The sequence below is a fragment of the Solidesulfovibrio sp. genome (genome assembly GCF_029978005.1).
In the GTDB taxonomy this organism is placed as follows: domain Bacteria; phylum Desulfobacterota; class Desulfovibrionia; order Desulfovibrionales; family Desulfovibrionaceae; genus Solidesulfovibrio.
Map to the genome: position 1 here is coordinate 1 of NZ_JARKOZ010000183.1, position 20,523 is coordinate 20,523.

The following is a 20,523-nucleotide window of genomic DNA, read 5'->3' on the forward strand; positions in this document are numbered from 1 at the left end:
CGTTGCCCTGGACCCACTGGGGGGAGTCACTCCCCCCAGGCCCCCCCGACCGGCGTGGTCGGGCGGGGAGGGCTGCGGTCACCGGGGCGGCTGGCGTTGGCGGAACGAAGATGGGGGCGGAATTGTCCCTGCCGCTGCCGCCGCTTCGCGGCAGGCTAGGCAGGAAAAATTCCGCCCCCAGGCCGTCGCCCCTTCGGGGCGAATTCTTGGAATTTTTGCTTTGAAAGCCTCTTTTAAAGACCTTCCTTCTTAAAATGCGGCGCTTCGCCGCTGGCGCCCGTGGTCCGGGAAATGGGCCGGACGGTGCTGGCCGGCTTTGCGGCCTGCGGGTGCGGACCGATTCCCCGACCACAACGACCGACGCCCCGCCGGCCACCGTTCCCAACCGCCCTCCCATCCGCCCCATCGGGGAGGGTCCGGGAGGGGGTCACCCCCTCCCGGCCGCCGGAGGCATCTTCCCTCTTCTCGCCCTCGCCTATCGCCTGACCGCCCCCACGCCCTGCTCGAAGTCGTCGAGTTCGCGCCGCAGTTCCGGGCAGCGTTTGACGCCGTAGCCATGGCCGAGGCGCAGGCGGCACACGGCCTTGGGCAGGGAAAGGACGAGGTGGACGGTGCAGGGACCGGGGTAGCGGCGCAGGATGTCGGCCAGGGGGTCGAGGGGCACGGGTTTTTCCTCGGCGCAGGCCACGATGACTTCCACGGGCTCGTCGCTGCCGCCGATGATCTTGGCCAGGGGGTCGATGCGCACGGCCTGGAGCTTGATGAGCTTCTTGCCTTCGCCTTCGGCCTGTTCGGACTGGCCGATCTTGGCCGTGAGAAAAAGCGGCGCATCGCCGGCGAGGTGTTCCCGGCATTCGGCGTAGCAGTCCGAGAAGACGACGGCCTCGGCCTCGCCGCCGAGGTGGTCTTCGAGCTTGCAGAAGGCCATTTTCTGGCCTTTCTTGGTGATTATCTCCTTGGTAGAGACGCAGATGCAGGCCACCTTGACTTCGACGCCGGGCTCCAGGCCGGCGCACTGGGAGAGCGTCGTCGCGCGCATGGCGCGCAGGTCGCGCTCGTAGGCCAGGAGCGGATGACTGGTGAGGTAGAAGCCCAGGGCCTCCTTTTCGAAGGCCATCATCTCCTCGTGGAGCCATTCGGGCATGTCCGCCTCGGGGCAGGCCAGCCCCAGGCCCGACGTGGGCTTGGGCTTTTCGGGCACCAGGGTCATGAGCGACAGGCGGCCGTCGTTTTTATCGGCGGCGCGCTTCTGGCCGATGGTCGCGGCCTGGTCCAGGCCGGCCACGAGCCCGGCCCGGGAGCAGCCGAAGCCGTCGCAGGCCCCGCATTTGATGAGGTATTCGATGACGCGCTTGGTGATCTTGCGCATGTTCACGCGGCTGGTGAAGTCGAGCAGCGAGGTGAAGGGACCGTTTTCCTCGCGTTCGGCCACGATTTCCAGCACGGCGTCGCGGCCGATGTTTTTGACGGCGGCCAGGCCGTAGAGGATCTTGTTGTCCTTGACGGAAAAGTGGGGATGGCCGGCGTTGACGTCCGGGGGCAGCAGCGTGATGTCGTTGTCGCGGCAGGCGGCGATGTATTGCAGGAGCTTTTCCTGGTTTTCCATGTCCGACGTCATGAGCGCCGCCATGAAGGCCACGGGGTAATGGGCCTTGAGGTAGGCCGTGTGGTAGGAGATCAGCGCGTAGGCGGCGCTGTGGGACTTGTTGAAGCCGTACTCCGCGAACTTCTCCATCAAGTCGAAGATTTCGTTGGCTTTTTTGGCGTCGATATTGTTTTTGGCGCAGCCGTCCACAAAAAAGCCGCGCTGCTTGGCCATCTCCTCGGCGTTTTTTTTGCCCATGGCCCGGCGCAGCAGGTCGCCCGCGCCCAGCGAAAAGCTGGCCAGCACCTGGGCGATCTTCATGACCTGTTCCTGGTAGACGATGACGCCGTAGGTGGGCCTCAGCGTCTCCTCCAGGTTCGGGTGGGGATAGACGACCGGGTCCTCGCCGTGCTTGCGGCGGATGAACTGCTCGACCATGCCGGACCCCAGCGGCCCGGGGCGGTAGAGGGCGAGCATGGCGATCAGATCCTCGAAACAGTTGGGCCGCAGCATGCGCAGGTACTTGCGCATGCCCTGGCTTTCCACCTGGAAGATGCCGTCGGTGTCGCCCTTGGCGAAGAGCTCGTAGGTCTCGGGGTCGGTCAGGGGCAGCGTATCCAGGTCCGGCGGCTCGACGCCCATCTCCTTGATGATCTTGAGGGCGTCGTCGATGACCGTCATGGTCTTGAGGCCCAAAAAGTCGAACTTGACCAGCCCCGCCTTCTCGACCCGCTTCATGTCCCACTGGGTCACGGTTTCGTTGTTTTTGCCCTTATAAAGCGGGACGTACTCGGTCATGGCCGTGTCGGAGACGACCACGCCGGCGGCGTGGGTGGAGGCGTGGCGGGCCAGGCCCTCCAGGCGGCGGGAGACGTCGATGAGACGCGCGATGCGGGGGTCGGTGCGCATGAGCGCCTTGAGTTCGGGCTCGCGCTCCAGCGCCTTGTCGATGGTCATCTTGAGCTCTTCGGGAATGAGCTTGGCGATGCGGTCGGTCTCGCCGAAGGTCATGCCCAGCGCCCGGCCGACGTCGCGCACCACGGCCTTGGCCTTCATGGTGCCGAAGGTGGTGATCTGGGCCACCGCGTCCTCGCCGTAGTGGTCGGTCACGTAGCGGATGACCTCGTGGCGGCGGCGTTCGCAGAAGTCCACGTCGATATCGGGCATGCTCACGCGCTCGATGTTGAGGAAGCGCTCGAAGAGCAGGTCGTAGGGCAGCGGATCGAGGTTGGTGATGCGAAGGGAGTAGGCGACCAGGGACCCGGCCGCCGAGCCGCGCCCGGGGCCGACCGGGATGCCGTGGTCCTTGGCCCAGTTGATGAAGTCCTGGACGATGAGGAAGTAGCCCGGGAAGCCCATCTGCTTGATGACGTCGAGTTCGAGCTCCAGGCGGTCCCAATACTTCTTCTCGTCCACGCCCGGCATCTTGACCAGGCGGTCGCGCAGGCCCTTTCTGGCCATGTCGGCCATGACGTCGTCCAGGGACTTGCCGGGCGGGGCCTTGTAGACCGGAAAATGGTAGTCGCCGAACTTGAGCGAGAGGTCGATGCGCTCGGCGATCTCGCAGGTGTTGGCGATGGCCTGCGGCACGTCCGGAAAGGCGGCGGCCATCTCCTCGGGCGTGCGGTAGTAGAGGTCCTTGGTGGTGAAGCGCATGCGCTTCTCGTCGTCCACGCAGGCGGCGGTCTGGATGCACAGCAGGATGTCGTGGGCTTCGGCGTCGTCGGCGTGCAGGTAGTGGCAGTCGTTGGTGGCGACCAGCGGCAGCTTCAGGTGGTCGGAAAGCTCGATGAGGAAGTCGTTGACCGTGGTCTGCTCGGGGATGCCGTTGGCCTGGAGCTCCAGGTAGAAGCGGTCCGGAAACAGCGCCGCGTATTCCCGGGCCATGGCCACGGCCCGGTCCTTGCCCTCCTTGAGGAGCTTCTGGTTGATCTCGCCCTTGAGGCAGGCGGAAAGGGCGATGAGTCCCTCGCCGTACTTGCCGAGCAACTCCTTGTCCACGCGCGGCTTGTAGTGGAAGCCCTCGGTGTGCCCGAGCGTCACGAGCTTGAGCAGGTTGTGGTAGCCGGCCATGTTCTGGGCCAGCAGCACCAGGTGGTAGCGCGGCGACTTGGGCTCGCGGTCGTGGCGGCTGCCGGGGGTGACGTAGACCTCGCAGCCGAGGATGGGCTTCACGCCCGCCTTCTTGGCGTAGTCGTAGAAGATCAGCGCGCCGTGGAGGTTGCCGTGGTCGGTGATGGCCGCGGCCGGCGAGCCGAAGGAACTGGCGGTCTTGACGAGGTCGCCGATGCGGATGGCCCCGTCGAGGAGGCTGTATTCGGTGTGGCAGTGCAGGTGGACGAAATCGGGCATGGCGCTTCGGTAGTGGGAAAAGGTTGCAGGCGGGACCGTTCCGCCGGGGCAGTCATAGCGCACCCGGCCCCGTCTGGGAACGGGGCGGGGATGTTTGGAAAAGCGCGGCGGCGGGCGGGCCGTGCCGGGCTAAAAACGACAATATTAGTCAGTTGTTGCGGAGTGTTACGCCGTTTCCACCGCCGCCAGGCTAGTCCCAGCGCAGGACCTCGATGATGTTGCCCTCGGGGTCGCGCAGGTAGCGGAAGGTCAGCCGGCCCACGCCCGGCACGTCGCGCCGGGCCGTCTTGCCCACGGCCGCGCCGCCGGCGGCGAGCACGGCCTCGGACACGGCGTCCACGTCGTCCACGAGAAAGGCGATGTGGGCGAAGCCGGGCGTGTCGGCCGCGACGTCGGGATGCTCGGGCATGGCGTCGTAGGAGAAGATTTCGAGCGTCGGCCCGGTTTCGCCGTGGCCGGGCAGGCGCAGGTGCACGCCGGTGATGTGGGCGCGGTCGATGGCCGTGGCGTCGTCGAGCCAGTCGCCGGACAGGTCGCGTTCGGGCGGCACGGGCTTGCAGTCGAAGAGGCGAACGTAGAACGAGGCCAGGGCGCGCCAATCGCGGGCGATGAGGTTGGTGTGGACGTAGCGGACGGACATGGGGGCGCTCCTCGGGTTGCGCCGGCGGTTCCACGGCGGACGGCCGGCCCTGCGAAATATCGCTCCATGCTAGCGCGCCGTTCCGGCCACGGCAACACCGCTCTCCCCGCCCAAGGCGGCGGTTTCATTCTTCTCGTAACCACAAGCCTTCCCCGGCGACTTTTCCTTTGTCGTCCCGCGCGTCGGACAGGTCGGGGCCCTGGGCGGCGTGGTCCCGTCTTTCCCGGATGCCGTTCCCGCCATGGACAGAAAAAAAACGCTCCTGCTCGTCAATCCGCCCGCCAATCCCGACGTGGGCGCGCAGCTGCACCTGGAAAACCTGGGCCTGGGCTATCTGGCCGCCTCGGTGCGCAGGACCCTGGGCGCGACCCACCGCGTCCTGCTCTGGGACTGCCCGGTCCTGGGCCAGCCCGTGGACTCCCTTGGCGACGCCCTGCGCGCCGCGCGGCCGGACTACGTGGGCCTGTCCCTGACCACGATGAACGCCCACTTCGGCGTGCAGGCGGCGCGGCTCGTGCGGGAGGCGGTTCCCGAAGCCAGGCTCGTCATCGGCGGCATCCTGCCCTCGACCCTGGACAGCGACGCCCTGGCGGTCTTTTCCCCGGACGCCGTCATCCGGGGCGAGGGCGAGACCCTGCTGTGCCGGGCCCTGACCCGCCTGGACGCGGACAGCGACGCGGCCTGCCTGGAACTGACCCAGGACGCGCCCGAGGACGTGGACGCCCTGCCCTGGCCGGCCCGCGACATGCTGCCCTGGCAGTTGGCCAACCACCCCCAGGCGAGCCTGGCCGCCTCGCGTGGCTGTCCCCACCGCTGCGCCTTCTGCAGCATCCCCCGGCCGGCCAACACCAGGCGCTGGCGGCCCCGGGACATCGAGGACGTGGTCGCGGAGATGCGCCGGCTCGAAACGGACTACGGCGTGCGCCACTTCTATTTCGTGGACGACAACTTCCTGATCAACACCACCGCCTCCTACGCCCGGGCCGAGCATTTCGCCCGTCTGGTCCTGACGACCATGCCGCGCATCCGCTTCGGGTTCATGTGCCGGTCCGCGGCCGTCGACAAGCCCATCTTCAAGCTCCTCAAAAAAGCCGGCCTCAGCGCGGTCTTCCTCGGCATCGAGTCCTTTTCCCAGCCGGTGCTCGACCGCTACCAGAAAAAGGAGTTGGTGGCCGAGCACCTGCGGGCCATCGGCATCCTGGGAGGCCTTGGCATCACCATCAATCCCGGCTTCATCTTCTTCGACCCCTGGACCACCGGCAACGAGGTCCGGGAGACCCTCCGGGCCATGCGCGACCTGGATTTCCCCTCCCTGGAATCGGTCAATTCCAAGCTGACCTGCTACAAGGGCTCGGCCATCGAGGCCCGCGTCGTGGCGTCGGACGCGGCTCCCCCGCGGCTCGGCATCAAGGAATATGACTTCGAGGAACGCGCCACCCAGGAACTCTTCGACGAATGCGTCCGGCTCTTCTACCGCTTCCTCACCGAGGACCTGGACTACCGGCTCTACCAGCGCTACCGGTTCATCCTCGGCTCCCTGCAGCCCTACCTCGTCAACACGGCCCACGAAGCGGCGTTCCTCGCGGGATTTTCCGCCTGCAAAACCCTCTGGCGCATGGCCGACGACGTCGTCCTGGACTGGCTCGACGCCTTCGCCGGAGGAAGCCGGGAAGCGCCCGAGGCCCTCGGCCGGCGCATCGCGGCCGTGGCCGCTCCCCGCTGGCGGGCCGGAAACCGGCAGGCGGAAGACCTCATCGCCGCCTCGCGCGAGCGGCTGCTCGGCGACCTGGAAAACGGGGCCGCGTCCGACGCGCCGCTTTGCCTGCTGGCCTTCACCCTGCCCCATCCCGGACTGCGCCTGGACGCCGGCATCGAACGTCTTGCCGCAAGAAACCCCGACACGCTCGAAGTGCTGGCCAGGGGCATGGCCTTCCAGCACGGAGACGGCCGACGGGCCGGCTTCGCAAGCCTGCTCGCCCACGGCGGCGAGGCCGTGGCCAGACTGTGCTTTAAGGCCGCGCGCCCGGGCGGCCAGGCGGCGCTGCTCCCCGCCCTGGAAGCCTTTTGCGGAAGGCTGGGAAAACCTCTGTCCCCGGAACTTGGCCGCATCCTGGCCCGGACGCGGGAACTGGCGCAGCGGCCCCTTCACGAGCTCGTCTTCGGCGACGCTCCGCGGTAACGCCCCCCGGCGCGCCGCTTTTCCCCTTCCGCTCGATGCAGGGGCGTGTTACCAACGCAAGGACATTGTCTTCTCTTCTTGGCGTACGGAAGACCGCACTCCCCTGGCAGAGGTCATGATGTCCGCGAAAGCGCCCGTGACGAAGCTCGTGGCCGGCCCGGCGCTTGTCCTGTGCATCATCGCCGCCCTGACCTTGTTCTCCGCGCACGGCATCTTCCTGCCAAATCCCGTACTGTTTCTTTCCCTGGCCATCGTGCTGTCCTCCTCTCTCGGCGGCTCCTTTTCCGGCCTGGCCAGCGTGGGCCTCACCTTCGCTTTCCTCCTTCTTTACTGGTCCAAGCCGGGGCATCCCTTTTCCTACAACCCCGGCGACATCCACCGCCTCGTCATCTTCGTCGCGACCATGCCCGCCATGGCCCTACTCGTCGGCGCGCTGGAGAGCAGGAACAGGAAGAGCATCGCCGACCTCAAGGCCAGGACAAAGGCCTTCGCCGCCAGCCAGGAACGGTTGCAACGCGCCGAATTCGTCGCCGGCACGGGGAATTGGGAAGTGGACGTGGCCGACGGCTCGCTTTTCGCCTCGGAAGGGGCCAGGCGCGTCTACGGCCTCGCCGACGGGGACTACAGCCTCGCGGACGTCCAGTCCCTGCCGCTGCCGCAATACCGGCCCGCCCTGGACGCGGCCCTGCGCGACCTCCTGGAGGGACGCGGCGCCTACGACGTGACGTTCAAGCTCCGCCGGCCGACGGACGGGACCGTGGTGGACATCCACTCCCGCGCCTCCTTCGATCCGGTGGGGCGCAAGGTCTTCGGCACCATCCAGGACGTCACGGCCCAGAAGAAGACCGAGGCCGACCTCGTCGCCGCCCGGGAGAAGGCCGAGGCGGCCAACCGGACCAAGAGCGAATTCCTGGCCAACATGAGCCACGAGATACGCACGCCCTTAAACGGCATCCTGGGCATGCTGCAGGCCATCGAGGACACGCCCCTGTCGCCGGACCAGCGCCAGATGCTGGCCATGGCCGAGGACGCCTCCAAGCGGCTGGCCCAACTGCTCAACGACATCCTCGACCTTTCCCGGGTGGAATCGGGCAAGCTGCCCCTGGCCGCCATGCCCTTCGCCCCCCGGGAGCTGGCCGCCGCCATCGAGAGCCTGTTCCTGGGCGAGGCCCGCAAGAAAGGCATCACCCTCAAATGCCGCCTGGCCGAGGACATGCCGGAGACGCTGCTCGGCGACGAGGCCAGGATCAGGCAGATCCTCTTCAATCTCGTGGGCAACGCCGTCAAGTTCACGCAGCGCGGCGGCGTGGAAGTGACCATCACGCCCCTGCACCGCCGGGAGCGCGCCCTGCGGCTGCTGTGCACCGTCTCGGACACCGGCGACGGCATGCCCGACGCGCTCCTTGGCAACCTGTGCCAGCCCTTCACCCAGGCCCCGCGCACCACGCCCGGGCGACCGGCCGGCGCGGGGCTCGGGCTTTCCATCGTGCGCAAGCTCTCGACGCTGCTCGGCGGCGAGCTCGCCATCGACAGCGAGGAGGGGCGCGGCACGGACGTCTACCTGACGCTGCCGCTGCGCCTTCCCGAACCCGACCCTGCCCCCCGGCCCTGCCCGCCCGGCGAGGACGGCCCGGCCTGCCGGGACCTGCGCATCCTGCTGGCCGAAGACGACGCCATCAGCGCCATGGCCGGCCGGCGGCTGCTGGAAAAGATGGGGCACGCGGTGACCACAGTCCCCAACGGCCGGGAAGCCGTGGCGGCGGTGGCCGGCGGCGATTTCGACCTCGTGCTCATGGACATCCAGATGCCCGTGCTCGACGGCATCGAAGCCACGCGCCGCATCCGGGACAAGGCGCTCCACGGCCCCAAGGCGGACATCCCCATCATCGCCATGACCGCCCACGCCATGGCCGGCGACAAGGGAAACTTCCTGGCCGCGGCCATGGACGACTACCTGCCGAAACCAGTGGACAAATCGAGCCTCGGCGCTACCATCGGCCGCGTCATGGAGACCGCGAGGCGCGGTTTCTGCCCCCTTCCCGCAACCGAGGAGCCCGACGCATGAAAAATCTCTTCGTCACCCTTTCCCTCTACAACCGCTGGGCCAACGCCCGCCTCCACGCCGCCATGGCCGCGCTTTCGCCCCGGACCCTGGCCGCGCCGAGCGCCGTCAACTTCGGCTCCATCCTGGCCATCGCCAACCACCTCGTGCTGGCCGACCGGCTGTGGCTCAACCGCTTCACCGGGCAGGGCGAGCCCGTGCCTTCGGTGGACGCCGCGCCCTACCCGGACCTCGCCGCCCTCGCCGCCGCCCGCCGGGCCGAGGAAGAGCGCGCGGAGGCCTTTTGCCGCGACCTTGACCCGGCCCGCCTTGGCGAAACGCTTTCCTACGTCACCACCGACGGCACGCCCATGGCCCTGCCCCTGGCCCTGTGCCTGTCCCATTTCTTCAACCACCAGACCCACCACCGGGGCCAGATCCACGGCCTGCTCGGGGCCTACGGCATCAAGGCGGCCGACATCGACCTGCTCGGCTTCGAGCGCGAGACCGCGACCTGCGCCGGCCTGTCCGGCTGACCGGACGAACGGGGGAGCGACGCCCTCCCCTCCGTCCCGCCTTGCCCCGCTTCCGGAAACCCTGTACCCAGGCCGCATGCTCACGTTTTTCCTCAAGGGGCTGGCCATCGGCGCGATCATCGCCATGCCCTTCGGCGCGGTCGGCATGCTGTGCCTGCAACGGGCCATCGCCATGGGGCTGCGGATCGGGCTCCTCTCGGGCATGGGCGCGGCCGCGGCCGACGCCTTCTACGGCGCGGTGGCGGCCTTCGGCCTGACGTTCGTGTCGGATTTCCTGGCCGAGAACGCCCGCATCCTGCAGGCGGCCGGCGGCGCGTTCCTGGTGGCCATGGGGGCGCGGCTCCTGTGGGTCAAAAATCCGCCCAAGCCGGCCGAGATGCCCCCGCGGCGCTACGCCGGGGCGTTCTTGTCCGTGTTCCTGCTCACCCTGACCAATCCCCTGACCGTGGTCGGGTTCTTGGCCATCTTCGCCGGATTCGGCCTGGGACGGATCGAAGCCAGGGCCGGCGAGGCCTCGGCCGTGGTGGCCGGGGTCTTCTGCGGCTCCATGGTGTGGTGGGCGGCCATCGCCCTGGGGGGGAAGCTCTTGCGGCTGCGCCTGCTGTCCCGCATGCGCGCCATCCGGTGCGTGAGCGGCGCGGCCATCATCCTTTTCGGGCTATGGGCGGTCTTTTTCAGCCGATAGCGACGCAGCCTCGAAAAGCACCCGCTTTTTCAAGGATAACATATCGCAATAATAGTTCTTCTTAGAAAGTACCGACGTATTTTTTAAGGGCCGTACCGACAACGGCGTCCGGGAGTCCCCGGGCGGCGTCGGCCGGGCCTGTCGGCGGGGGGCAGGCCGCGTTTTCGCCGCCGCAGAGCTCCCGGCGGAAGGCCCCCACCCGCTCGGAGATGACCGAGAGCCCCGTGAAGGGGAAATGGGCCATGGCCGCCTTGTAGGGTCCCGGCGCACCGAGCAGGCGGGTCAGGCGGACGCGGATGGCCTCGGGCGAGAGCGCGTCCCAGGGCAGGTGTTCGATGAGCCCCCGGGCACTGAGCGCCTCGGCCCGGATGCGCTGCTCCAGGCGCGGCGTCTCGCGCGGCACCACCAGGCAGGGCTTGCCCTGGGAGAGGATCTCGCAGGTGGTGTTGTAGCCGCCCATGGTGACCACGGCGTCGGCCAGGCCCATGAGCGTCTCCATGCGCCGGTAGAAATGGTGGAACGTGGCCCCGGCCGCCGCCGCCCGCCGGGCCACGGCCTCGCGCTGGGGCTTGGGCATGAAGGGTCCGGAGACGAACATCGCCCGGTGGGGCGGCGCGCCGCCGGCCTCGAGCATGCCGAGGTAGGCGTCCATGAGGGGATAACCGTCCCCGCCGCCGCCGGTGGTGACCACCACGAGCTTCTCCCCGGGCAGGAGCCGCTCCTCCCGCCGCACCTGGGCCATGGACTGGGCCGAGGGCACGTGGCGGGGGATGTAGCCGGTGAAGACCATCTTGCCGCTCACGACCGGCGGGATGGCGTATTCCGCGATGGGATCGTAGATGTCCCGGTTCCCGTAGACCCAGATTTCCGAATAGTACTGCTCGAGCACGTCGTAGACGCCTTTCTCGGCCCATTCGCGGGTGGTGGAAACGGCGTCGTCCATGATGTCGCGAAGCCCCAGGATGGTGCGTGTGCGGGGCTGGCGGCGGCGCAGCCACTTGAGCGTGGGGATGACCTCGCGCCGCAGCCCCATGGGGACCTTGTCCACGATGAACAGGTGCGGCTGGAAGGCCTTGGCCGTGGCCACGATGATGTTGCGCCGGATGTTCAGGGCGTGACGGGCGTTGATCTTGATGGAAAGGGGCAGGTACTCCTCGTTGGTCTTCTTGATCATGCCGGGGATGCGCACGAAGTCGACGCCTTCCGGGGTCTCGTAGCGCCCGGCCAGGGGGGAGCCGGTGAGGATGAGGATGTTGACCCCGCGCTGGCGCAGGTGCTCGGCGATGGCCATGGTGCGTCGCAGATGTCCCAGACCGTAGGTGTCGTGGGAATACATCAGGATGTTGTAGGTCGCGGGCGCTGTCATCGGGGAATTCAGGGGACGTCGATGCCGAGCTTGCGGTATTCGTTGAGCTTGTTGCGCAGGGTGCGCACGGAGATGCCGAGCAGCTGGGCCGCCTGGGTGCGGTTGCCCTCGGTGCGGTCCAGGCTCTTGATGATCATGTGGCGCTCCATGACGTCAAGCGGCACCACCTCGCCCGGGCCGGACGCGCCCGGGGACTCGAAAAGCCGGGCCGCGGCCGCATGGTCGAAGGCGTCGCCGGTCTCGGCCCCGTCGTCGCCGTCGCCCGGGAGATCCGCGCCGGCGGCCGCCGGCGCGGCCGAGGCCTCGTCCGGCTCCTCCTGCCAGGAATCGCCGTCGAGGAGGAAATGGGCCTTGCGGATGGGGCCGGTTCCGGCCAGCAGCACGGCCCGCTCCATGAGGTTTTGCAGCTCGCGCACGTTGCCCGGCCAGTCGTAGCCGAGCAGCCACTCCCTGGCGTCGGCCGAGAAGGACAGGCGCGGCAGGTTGTAGGCCTTGCGAAACTTGTCCACGAAGTACATGGCCAGGCGCGGCACGTCCTCGCCGCGCTCGCGAAGGGGCGGGAGCTTGAGCGGAATGACGTTGAGCCGGTAGTACAGGTCCTGGCGGAACTTGCCCTCGGCCACGGCGTCTTCCATGCGGCGGTTGGTGGTGGCCAGCACCCGCACGTCCACGTGCACGGTCTCGGTGCCGCCCACGCGGTCGAACTCGCTCTCCTGGAGCACGCGCAGGAGCTTGGCCTGCAGCCCCAGGTCCATCTCGGAGATTTCGTCGAGGAGGATGGAGCCGCCGGCGGCCAGCTCGAACTTGCCGAGCTTGCGGGCGATGGCCCCGGTGAAGGCCCCCTTCTCGTGGCCGAAGAGCTCGGATTCCAGCAGGTGCTCGGGCAGGGCGGCGCAGTTGATGGCGACGAAAGGCCCCTCGGCCCGGTCGGAGCTGGCGTGCAGGTAGCGGGCGAACATCTCCTTGCCCGTGCCGGACTCGCCGGAGATGAGGACCGTGGCCTTGGACCGGGCCACCTGCCTGGCCAGGGCCAGGACGCGGCGGATGAGGGGATGTTCGCCGACGATGGCGAAATTCTTGCCGTCGGCCTCGCCGGCGGTGGGGGCTGGCCGGGGCGCGCCCGTGACCGGAGCGGCCGGCGCGGCGGCCGGGGCCGGCTGGGCCGGGGCGGCCGGCAGCACGGCCTGGATTTTTTCCCAGGTGAGCGGTTCGAGCCAGTAGTCCTTGGCCCCGAGTTCCAGGCAGCGGGCCGCTTCGGCGGCGGTGCCCCGGTCGGTGAAGACGACGACGGGCGGGAAGGCGGCTTCCTTCTGGCCTTCGGCGAGCAGGGCCTCGGCGGTGTAGACGCCGATCTTGGCCTGGGAGAAGATAAGTCCGGGCGAGGACTTGCGGATGGCGGCCAGGGCGGCGGGCAGGGAATCGACGATGCCGGCGGCGATGCCCGCCTCCTTGAAGTACGGGAAGAATGCAGTCACCGCCTGGGCCGGGGCGACAAAAAGAATCGTCTTTTCCGCCATCGGCGACCTATTAGCCCCAAGTCAAACGCTTTTCAATCAATTCCCCGCCGATTCCCCCAATCGTCGCAATCGGCGTTCAGGCCAGGCCGCACTGCCGCAACAGGCCGGTCAGCACCTTGTCGCTGTCGAAATAGTCGCCGGCGATCTCCCGGGCTACCCTGCCGGCGCGTTCGGGGTCGGCCTCGGCGGCGCGCAAGGCCGCCACCGCCCCGTCGTGGCCCTCGAAGGGGAAAATCGCCTCGCCCACGGGCAGGTAGGCCCCGTAGCCCGTATCCTCCACCACGGCCGGCCGGCCGGCCGCCAGGTAGGTGGCCGTGCGGTCCGAGAACCAGCCGCTTTTGAGCACCACGTTCTGGTCCTTGGCGATGGTGAACTCGCCCCGCGACCCCCGGATGTAGTCGCGGTAGCGGTCCGGGTCGCGCGAGACGTCGAGGGCGTCGCGCACCTCCCAGCCGACGCCGGCGTAGCGCCAGGCGTCGTCGCACATGCCGCTCATGGCCATGCCGAGGGGGATGTCGCGAAGGGTCGAGGGCAGGTCGAGGATGGCCTCGTACTTCACGTTCTTGCGCCAGGAGAGCCGCCGGCCGGCCACTTCCACGTCCCGGTCCTTGGCCTCCCAGGTGCCGATGGTGGTGTAGCGGTCGCCCCTGCCCTGGCCCACGGGCCAATGGTCCAGGATCACGGGCGGCAGCAGCGGCTTCCAGTCCACGTCGGAAAGCGGCACCCCGGTGGCGCCGCCGGGTAGGTTGCAGCCGTAGGTGAAGCAGAAGTCGTGGGCTTTGTAATAGTCGTGGGTCCAGGCGTCCTTGGATACCTTGACCTGGGTGAAGACCGGGTCGGTGTCGATGACGGCCTTGACCGGAGCCTGGAAGTATTCTTGCTTGGGCGGCAGCACGCCGGAGACGTTGAGGAAGAAGTCCGCCTCGGCCAGATGGCGGTCCAGCGTGGTCCGGTCCATGCCGTAGAGTTGGCCCTCGATCTCGCTCACGTAGGCCCAGCGGCCGGCCAGGCCGCTGCGGCGAAAAAGCTTGTCCACCGTCTCGCGGCCCCGGCTGGAATCGGCCACGGGGTAGCCGAGCACCGGATCGAAGGGGTAGGCCCAGTTGGAGGTGTCCTCCAGGAAGATCACCTCATGCCCGAGCCTGCTCAGGCCCTCGGCGAAATGCAGCATCATCCACAACTGGCCTCCCAGGGGAAAGCCCACGGCGAACCCGGCGATCACGATGCGAAGCGAACGTCTCATGCGCCCTGCTATTTCCCCGCGGCGGCCTTGTCGGCGAACCACAGTCTCGCGCCCTGCTCCACGGTGACCACGGGCACGGCCTTCTGTTTGAGGAAGGTTGCCAGTTGGGCCAGCTTGGCCGCGTCCCAGGGCTCCCAGCCGAGGTCCGAGCCCACGCCGTGCAGGCAGAAGATGACCCAGGCGTTCTCCCGGATGGCGTGCTCCTTGACCAGGCCGATGATGGATTCGGCCGGGTCGTTGGTGTGGACCACGAAGCGCTTGAGCCAGTAGCGGTCCGTCGAGCCCTTGCGGTTGCAGTCGTCGCCGCCGTCCGCGACCTGGCCGTAGAACCGGCGCGACAGGGCGCTCATCTCGGGCGTCCAGTAGTTGTGCGGGGTGATGTAGGTGTTCACGGCAAAACCCATGCCTTCCAGCACGGCCTTGGACTCCTGCAGTTCGCGCTCGTAGGAGATGGCGCGGATCTGCTGCTTTCCGCCGCTGTCCGGATCGAAGGGATGGACCGTGACCTCGCCGATGAGTTCGTCGAAGTAGTAGCTGCCCGGCTCGCCCTTCACGAGCCTGACGCTGGAGCGTTCTTTGAGCAGGCGGCCGTTCTCCACCAGGCCGGCCATCTCCTCGTACTTGTACTTGGCGTCGAACAGGCCGCGCTGTCCGTTGACCGGACGCAGCATCAGGCACTTTTCCTCGGCCAGGAACTTGGGGATGTCGATGGGCCGCTTGTGGGTCAGGCTGTGGGATGCGATCTCCCAGCCGGCCTTTTGCAGTTCGCGCAGCTGGCTCTCGTCCATGAAGTCCTGATCGCCGGAATCCACGCGATTGGCGATGATGCCGACCGTGGCTACAAGACCCAGATTGGACAAAACCGGGAAAGCGTATTGATAAACGCTCTCAAGACCGTCGTCGAAAACCAGTGTTACCATGCCGGCGCGGCTTGTGGCGACCATTACGCCGAGCAACAATACAAAAAGGAAACCTACGATACGGGGGGTCCGAACTTTCGTCATGGCGCATCCAGAACGTGGTGAAGCCGTGAAGTTACAAATTCGTGTCTATACTAGAGCAAAAAAGGCAAAAGTCAATGTGCGCCCCTTGTCGCGGCCGCCACGGGTCCGCCGCCGCAAGCGGCCCGGCCGGGCGGCCGGGGTCGGACGCGCTTTGACGGGGGGGCAAAAACTGGTATGTGGCGCTTGCCGCCCGGGGGCGTGTTCCCCGCCGGCTCGTCCCCTCACGGAGTTCCCATGCGCAACCGTCTCGCCACGCCCTGCCTGCTGTGCCTGGCCCTCATCGCGGCCACGACCCCCGAGGCCCTCGGCGCATCCAAGCATTTCCGCATTTCCTACGAGCACTTCAACGCCTACGCCGCCAAGGCCGCCGACCTCTACTTCAAGACCGGCCAGGCCGGAGAAAAGAACATCCTGTCCCACCTGACCGCCATCTCGGCCATCTACGCCGAAAAGGCCTACATGGTCCAAACCGTGGCCGACATCCTGGAGCACATGGCCGCCAAGCGCGACCGCACCTACGTTCGGGAGCGCCTGGCCGAGGTCAAGCGCGAGAGCCTGGCCGGCGTGCCCCAGGACGTGAAGCTCTTGGCCGATCTGGTGGAAAATCATGAAAACCAGGAAATCCGGGATCTCGGCAATCTGGTGGTCAACGAAATACGGGTGTTCGAGCGCAACACCGAAAACCTGTAGACCCGTTCCTCAGGGCGCGACGCCGACCGAAAGGCCGAGCCGCCGGGGGTCGGCAGCGCCCGTGACCGCCTGGGGCAGATACGTCCGCCCGGGCAAAAGGTAAAGGGGTTTCGCCCGGCCACCCTCCCCGGCCGGCAGGGCAAAGCGCCGCGTCGTCGGCACGGCGCCCAGCGAGACGGTTCCGAGCAGCCCGGCGTCGGAGTAGACCGCCGCCTCGCCCGGGACAGGCGCGGCCAGGGTCAGAGTCACGCCGTCGCCGCCCGCAGCTACGAGCAGCGTCCCCGCACCGGCGCTCCAGCGAAACGTCCGGCCGTCCGGGCCGGCCTCGGCCGGATAAAATCCCTCGAAGACGAGCTCCTGTCCCGGCCCCCGCCAGTCGGGGAGCCCCAGCCGCGCCGCCGTGGCCGCAAGCCCGGCGTCCAGGGCGTAGGAAACCGCGCCCGCCCCGGCCAGGGCCCAGGCGGCCAGACCCAAGAGCCGCGCCGCCCGGCCCGGCCGCGCGCTTCGCCCTTCCAGGGCCATGGCCCGGGCCAGGGGCACGAAGAGCAGGAACCAGACCGCCGGCACGTAGAACATCTCCTGAAAAAACGCGTACACGTGGAAGGCGGCCAGGGACAGCAGCATGGCCGCGTCGGGCAGGCTCGCGAAATCCCGCGCCCGCCGCCACAGCAGCCAACCCGCCCGGCCGGCCATGGCCAGCCACAGGGCCAGCCCGGCCAGCCCCAGGCCGGAAACGAGCTGCACGTACATGTTATGCGAGGTCTCGAAGACCTCGGCTCCGGGGTCGCCGTGGCGGTGGAGCCAGGCCCCGGGCGTGGCCAGGAGCACCGGGTAGTGCCGGGCGTAGGTCTCGAAGCCCATGCCGAAGACCGGGCGCTCGGCGGCGATGCAAAGCCCGGCCTTGAAAAGCCCCGGTCGCGGCGAATCGGTGAAGTTGCCCACCCGCTCGGCGAGCAGGGCGTTGATGGGCCGGCTGACGGCGGCCAGCTCCTTGCCCGAGGCCCAGAAGGACATCCCGACGAGAAGCGCCCCGGCCGCGGCCAGGGTGGGCAGGTGGCCGTAGGACCGGGAGAAACGGGCCAGGGGGCCGGGGCGGAAGTAGAGCCAGGCGGCGGCGGCGAAGGTGAGCGCGCCGGCGATCCAGCCGGCCCGGGCCAGGGTCAGGACGAGGGCCGCGCCGCAAAGGGCCAGGGAGGCGGCGACCAGGGCGCGGCCGGCCAGGTCGCGCCTGGATAGCGGCAGCAGCAGGTACGGCGCGGCGATGGCCGCGTACTCGGCGAACCAGCCCGGGTTGGCGAAAAGCGACGTGAACCGGTAGTGCAGCAGGTAGTGGTCGCCCTGGAAGTGCTCGTAGAGCCCGAAGACGATGGCCGTGAGCAGCCCGCCGGCCAGGCCCCGGCACAGGCCCTGGAACGCGCCCGGAGCGTCGAGGCGGGCCAGCTCCCGGGCGAGGACGGCGAAGACGGCCAGCCGCCAGGCGCAGGCCAGGCCGTAGGCCGGGGCGTCGGCCGGGGAAAAGGCCATGGCCGCGAAAAACTCGATCGGGCCGAAAAGCCGCAGCTCGACCAGGAAGCGGCCCCAGGGCAGGAGCAGGGTCGAGGCCAGGACCAGGGCGGCCAGGGCGGCCAGGAGCGCACCGCAGCAGCCGGTTCCCGGCCCGTCCCGGCCGGCGTTTCGCCAGGCCAGGGCCAGGGCCGCGCCGTCCACGGCCAAGCTCAGGACCACGGCCGGGTAGACGTAGGCTTGCGTCCCGAAAAGGAACAGGGAAAAGCCGAGCAGAAAAAGCCCCGGCCGCAGCCCGCGCGCGGAAAACGCCATGGCGGCGCTGCAAAGCGCGATCAGCCCGACCAGGGCGGCGGCGGCGTATCCGGAAGGGGCCAGGGTCGCGGCCGAAAGCAGGAAATGCGCCGCCGTCAGGGCCAGGCCGACGAGGCTGGCCGCGCGCGGGGCGATGGCGGCGAGGCGGGACGGACCGGGCATGGCCGCGCCCTACCGCTTCGTGCCGGCATTGGGCACGGCGAGGGTGATGTCGTCGCCGTCGCCGGCCAGTCCGTTCTGTCCGGCCGAGGCCAGGGTGTCCGGCTCGAAGGGGAAATCCGGCGATTCGCCCTCGTTTTCGTTGAGCAGATACGGCGAGCCCCAGGGGTCACGGGCGAACCTGGCCAGGGCGGCGGCATCGGCCCCGGCGGCCTGCCCCAGGCGAGAAAGCGCCCCTTCCCACTGGCGCACGCACACGTCGCCTGAAGGCACGACCCGCAGGTCGCGGCCCTCGCAGCCGCAGCGCGAGCAGTTGTTGCCGGTGATTTCCCAAAGGGGTCTGCCCGTGGCGGTCTTGGCCCGGTAGGACAGGTCCGAAAGGCGCGCAAGGGCATCGGCCGCCTCGCCGCGCTGGCGCTCCAGGGTCACGGCGGCCGCGAACTCCCGGCGCTTGCGGGCCACGGTCTCGCCCAGGAGCATGGCGGCGCACACGAGCACGACCACGACCACGACGGCCACGCGGGCGCGCCGCACGGCCCTGGCCTCGTACCGGTCCCCGGCCGTGGCCCATTCGCGGGCCGCCTTGGCGGCCAGGGCCTTGCGCAGGGCGACGAGCCGGTCCTCGGCCCGGCGGGCGAAGGCAGCCAGGGCGTCCGGTCCGGGCAGCAGGCCCAGCCCGGCCAGGTCGGCGGCCAGGGGCGGCCCGGCCGCCCGGCCGAGCAGCCCGGCCACGGCGTCCAGGTCCTCGGCGGCCAAGGCGGCGACCAGGGCGGCGTCGCGGTCGTCGCCAGCCTCGAGCAGGGCGTAGAGCCCGTCCAGGCGGCCGGCGGCGCGCTCGAGGGCCTCCGCGGCGCGCCCGCGGCCGACCAGGGCGGCGGCCTCGGCGGCGCGGGGTTGCGGGCGGCCTTGGCCGGGCATGAAAAACGACAGGAAATCCAAACGCATCTACTCGGTTCCGGCGGCGGGGGGCGGTCCTTCCAGGCGCGGCGTGGGCCCGGCCGGGAAGACGAGACGCATGTCCGTGACCTGCTCGCCGCGCGCCTTGGCCACGCCGACCGTCGCCGCCAGGACGTGGCCGCCGCGCTTGCGGTCGGCGGTCAGGAAGTGGAAATGCCAGCCCGTGGGCGAAAGCGACGCCGCGCCCGGCGGGGTGTAGATGCCGACCATGGTCCCGGCCGTATTTTCCATGGGGAAGACGGACTGGGCGGCCACGGCCGCGGCCAGGGGCGGCCAGGGCTGTTGCTGGGCCGGCACGCTTCGCGTCTTGATCATGGTGAAAAGTCCGTCCAGGCGCACGGCGTAAAAGCGGGTGGGATCGGGCAGGCGCGCGGCCAGGGCCGCGCCGAGGCCGGTCAGGTCCAGGCCGTCCGCCCGGCCGAGGTCCAGGGAGCCCTTGAAAAAGACCACCTGGGCAAAGGGCGTCTTGCGCGACGGCGCGACGGAATAGGCGACGCCGTCGGTGCGCACCTGGTAGAAGCGGCCGTCCATGGCCACCATCTCGCCGTCGAGGTCGGTGAAGGTGCCCAGGCCGAAGTCGCCGTGACGGGCCAGGGCGGCGAAGGTCTCCCGGCCGGCGTAGTCCCCGGCGGTGAGGGCCTCTATCGTGCCGACTTGGTAGAGTTCCCCGGCCCAGGCGGCGCCGGCCAGGGCGACGAGGACGGCGGCGGCCAGCGCCGCCCGGAAAGTGCGTGCGATGCGCGGCATGTTGCGCGCCTCCTTTCCCGGCCTACCGGGTTCAGGCGTCGGCGGCGTCCGGATCGGGCTGCCCGGACAGAAACCGGCGCACCACGGGGTCCTGGCAGGCCACGATGGCCTCGGCCGACCCCTCCCAGACGATGCGGCCGGCGTCGAGCATGGCCACGTGGCCGGCCACGTCGAAGACGTCGGGGATGTCGTGGCTGACCAGCACGGCCGTGAAGCCGAAGCGCTTGCGGGACTGGTCGATGAGCGAGAGCACGGCGGACTTGCGGATGGGGTCGAGCCCGGTGGTCGGCTCGTCGAAGAGCACGAGGCCGGGTTCGGTGACCAGGGCCCGGGCCAGGGCCACCCGCTTCTGCATGCCCCCGGAAATCTGGGACGGAAACTTCTCCAGGATCCCGACAAGCTCCAGCCGCTCGGCCAGGACTCCGACCCGGCGCGCCGTCTCGGCCTCGGCCATCCTGGCGGTCTCGCGAAGCGGCAGGGCGATGTTGTCGAACACGGTCAGGGAATCGAAAAGGGCCATGTTCTGGAACATGTAGCTGCACCGCCGGCGGAAGGCCCGGCGCTCGGCCAAGCCGACCTCGGCCAGGGACCGGCCCTGGAAGAGGATGTCCCCGGCGTCCGGCTTGAGCAGCCCGATGATGTGCTTGAGCAGCACGCTCTTGCCTTCGCCGGACTTGCCGATCACGGCGGTGACCATGCCCTCGGGCACGGTCATGTCAACGCCGCGCAGCACGGGCTGCCCGGCAAAGGCCTTGGTCAGGCCCCGGATTTCGATCATGGGTTGCGGCGTCATGGCGGATTGCCCCGTTTGGAAAACCGCGACACTTTGACCGCATTCGCGGCCAAAGGCAAGGACCGCGGCGCGCCTGCGACGCCACCGGGGAGCGCGCGGCGGCGGTCAGGACGTTTCGGAGGCAGGCGCGTCGGCGTCCGGGGTCTCGGGCAGGCCAAGGGGCGCGCGGCGGTCGCGCACGAAGGAATTGCCCGGGCAGGACTTGGCGTAT

The 20,523-nt window shown here is 69.0% G+C and carries 15 protein-coding genes; 5 read left to right on the top strand and 10 right to left on the bottom strand.

Annotated elements, in window-relative coordinates:
- Positions 1 to 475 precede the first annotated feature (475 nt).
- Positions 476 to 3,937, bottom strand: a complete 3,462-nt coding sequence (dnaE, locus tag Q1K70_RS19560; RefSeq protein ID WP_300163488.1) for a DNA polymerase III subunit alpha — start codon at positions 3,935 to 3,937, stop codon at positions 476 to 478.
- A gap of 190 nt (positions 3,938 to 4,127) precedes the next feature.
- Positions 4,128 to 4,577 carry a VOC family protein gene (locus Q1K70_RS19565; RefSeq protein ID WP_300163491.1) on the bottom strand — a complete coding sequence of 150 codons (450 nt, stop codon included), beginning with the start codon at positions 4,575 to 4,577 and terminating at the stop codon, positions 4,128 to 4,130.
- 241 nt (positions 4,578 to 4,818) lie between these two features.
- On the opposite strand from Q1K70_RS19565, the gene Q1K70_RS19570 reads away from it, so the two are divergent.
- From Q1K70_RS19570 to Q1K70_RS19585, 4 genes are all read left to right on the top strand, one after another.
- Positions 4,819 to 6,756 (top strand): radical SAM protein, encoded by a 1,938-nt coding sequence (locus tag Q1K70_RS19570; protein WP_300163493.1) that lies wholly within the window; start codon positions 4,819 to 4,821, stop codon positions 6,754 to 6,756.
- Positions 6,757 to 6,871: 115 nt separating this feature from the next.
- A complete protein-coding gene (locus tag Q1K70_RS19575) occupies positions 6,872 to 8,821 on the top strand; it encodes an ATP-binding protein (protein WP_300163496.1) in 1,950 nt (649 codons plus the stop codon).
- Positions 8,818 to 9,333 (top strand): DinB family protein, encoded by a 516-nt coding sequence (locus Q1K70_RS19580; RefSeq protein ID WP_300163499.1) that lies wholly within the window; start codon positions 8,818 to 8,820, stop codon positions 9,331 to 9,333. Before Q1K70_RS19575 ends, Q1K70_RS19580 begins: the two co-directional genes overlap by 4 nt.
- Before the next feature lie 76 nt (positions 9,334 to 9,409).
- Positions 9,410 to 10,018, top strand: a complete 609-nt coding sequence (locus tag Q1K70_RS19585) for a LysE family transporter (protein ID WP_300163502.1) — start codon at positions 9,410 to 9,412, stop codon at positions 10,016 to 10,018.
- A 61-nt stretch (positions 10,019 to 10,079) separates the two neighbouring features.
- Here Q1K70_RS19585 and Q1K70_RS19590 read toward each other — a convergent pair whose 3' ends face one another.
- From Q1K70_RS19590 to Q1K70_RS19605, 4 genes are all read right to left on the bottom strand, one after another.
- Entirely contained in the window at positions 10,080 to 11,384 is a 1,305-nt protein-coding gene (locus tag Q1K70_RS19590) for a glycosyltransferase (protein ID WP_300163505.1), read from the bottom strand.
- A gap of 8 nt (positions 11,385 to 11,392) precedes the next feature.
- Positions 11,393 to 12,901, bottom strand: coding sequence for a sigma-54 dependent transcriptional regulator (locus Q1K70_RS19595; RefSeq protein WP_300163508.1), 1,509 nt, complete (start codon positions 12,899 to 12,901; stop codon positions 11,393 to 11,395).
- A 76-nt stretch (positions 12,902 to 12,977) separates the two neighbouring features.
- Complete coding sequence (locus Q1K70_RS19600; protein WP_300163511.1) at positions 12,978 to 14,144, bottom strand: hypothetical protein; 1,167 nt, start codon at positions 14,142 to 14,144, stop codon at positions 12,978 to 12,980.
- 8 nt (positions 14,145 to 14,152) lie between these two features.
- Entirely contained in the window at positions 14,153 to 15,064 is a 912-nt protein-coding gene (locus tag Q1K70_RS19605) for a polysaccharide deacetylase family protein (RefSeq protein WP_300163514.1), read from the bottom strand.
- Positions 15,065 to 15,382: 318 nt separating this feature from the next.
- Between Q1K70_RS19605 and Q1K70_RS19610 the strand changes: the two genes are divergently transcribed.
- Positions 15,383 to 15,838 carry a hypothetical protein gene (locus Q1K70_RS19610; protein WP_300163517.1) on the top strand — a complete coding sequence of 152 codons (456 nt, stop codon included), beginning with the start codon at positions 15,383 to 15,385 and terminating at the stop codon, positions 15,836 to 15,838.
- A 9-nt stretch (positions 15,839 to 15,847) separates the two neighbouring features.
- Here the strand turns inward: Q1K70_RS19610 and Q1K70_RS19615 are convergent, their stop codons facing one another.
- From Q1K70_RS19615 to Q1K70_RS19630, 4 genes are read right to left on the bottom strand one after another with little or no spacing between them, the layout of a single operon-like run.
- The gene (locus Q1K70_RS19615; protein WP_300163520.1) at positions 15,848 to 17,818 is read right to left on the bottom strand and encodes an O-antigen ligase family protein; all 1,971 of its coding nucleotides are present in this window, start codon (positions 17,816 to 17,818) and stop codon (positions 15,848 to 15,850) included.
- 9 nt (positions 17,819 to 17,827) lie between these two features.
- Positions 17,828 to 18,760 (bottom strand): hypothetical protein, encoded by a 933-nt coding sequence (locus Q1K70_RS19620; protein WP_300163522.1) that lies wholly within the window; start codon positions 18,758 to 18,760, stop codon positions 17,828 to 17,830.
- A complete protein-coding gene (gene budA, locus Q1K70_RS19625) occupies positions 18,761 to 19,519 on the bottom strand; it encodes an acetolactate decarboxylase (protein ID WP_300163525.1) in 759 nt (252 codons plus the stop codon).
- Positions 19,520 to 19,550: 31 nt separating this feature from the next.
- Entirely contained in the window at positions 19,551 to 20,312 is a 762-nt protein-coding gene (locus tag Q1K70_RS19630; protein WP_300163528.1) for an ATP-binding cassette domain-containing protein, read from the bottom strand.
- Positions 20,313 to 20,523: the final 211 nt, after the last annotated feature.

What these genes read in the sequence shown, in the direction of transcription:
- Q1K70_RS19620 (WP_300163522.1), bottom strand. Translation starts at nt 18,760, where the DNA reads ATGCGTTTGGATTTCCTGTCGTTTTTCATGCCCGGCCAAGGCCGCCCG.
- budA (WP_300163525.1), bottom strand. Translation starts at nt 19,519, where the DNA reads ATGCCGCGCATCGCACGCACTTTCCGGGCGGCGCTGGCCGCCGCCGTC.
- Q1K70_RS19630 (WP_300163528.1), bottom strand. Translation starts at nt 20,312, where the DNA reads ATGACGCCGCAACCCATGATCGAAATCCGGGGCCTGACCAAGGCCTTT.
- Q1K70_RS19610 (WP_300163517.1), top strand. Translation starts at nt 15,383, where the DNA reads ATGCGCAACCGTCTCGCCACGCCCTGCCTGCTGTGCCTGGCCCTCATC.
- Q1K70_RS19570 (WP_300163493.1), top strand. Translation starts at nt 4,819, where the DNA reads ATGGACAGAAAAAAAACGCTCCTGCTCGTCAATCCGCCCGCCAATCCC.
- Q1K70_RS19615 (WP_300163520.1), bottom strand. Translation starts at nt 17,818, where the DNA reads ATGCCCGGTCCGTCCCGCCTCGCCGCCATCGCCCCGCGCGCGGCCAGC.
- Q1K70_RS19585 (WP_300163502.1), top strand. Translation starts at nt 9,410, where the DNA reads ATGCTCACGTTTTTCCTCAAGGGGCTGGCCATCGGCGCGATCATCGCC.
- Q1K70_RS19605 (WP_300163514.1), bottom strand. Translation starts at nt 15,064, where the DNA reads ATGGTAACACTGGTTTTCGACGACGGTCTTGAGAGCGTTTATCAATAC.
- Q1K70_RS19590 (WP_300163505.1), bottom strand. Translation starts at nt 11,384, where the DNA reads ATGACAGCGCCCGCGACCTACAACATCCTGATGTATTCCCACGACACC.
- Q1K70_RS19565 (WP_300163491.1), bottom strand. Translation starts at nt 4,577, where the DNA reads ATGTCCGTCCGCTACGTCCACACCAACCTCATCGCCCGCGATTGGCGC.
- Q1K70_RS19595 (WP_300163508.1), bottom strand. Translation starts at nt 12,901, where the DNA reads ATGGCGGAAAAGACGATTCTTTTTGTCGCCCCGGCCCAGGCGGTGACT.
- dnaE (WP_300163488.1), bottom strand. Translation starts at nt 3,937, where the DNA reads ATGCCCGATTTCGTCCACCTGCACTGCCACACCGAATACAGCCTCCTC.
- Q1K70_RS19600 (WP_300163511.1), bottom strand. Translation starts at nt 14,144, where the DNA reads ATGAGACGTTCGCTTCGCATCGTGATCGCCGGGTTCGCCGTGGGCTTT.
- Q1K70_RS19575 (WP_300163496.1), top strand. Translation starts at nt 6,872, where the DNA reads ATGATGTCCGCGAAAGCGCCCGTGACGAAGCTCGTGGCCGGCCCGGCG.
- Q1K70_RS19580 (WP_300163499.1), top strand. Translation starts at nt 8,818, where the DNA reads ATGAAAAATCTCTTCGTCACCCTTTCCCTCTACAACCGCTGGGCCAAC.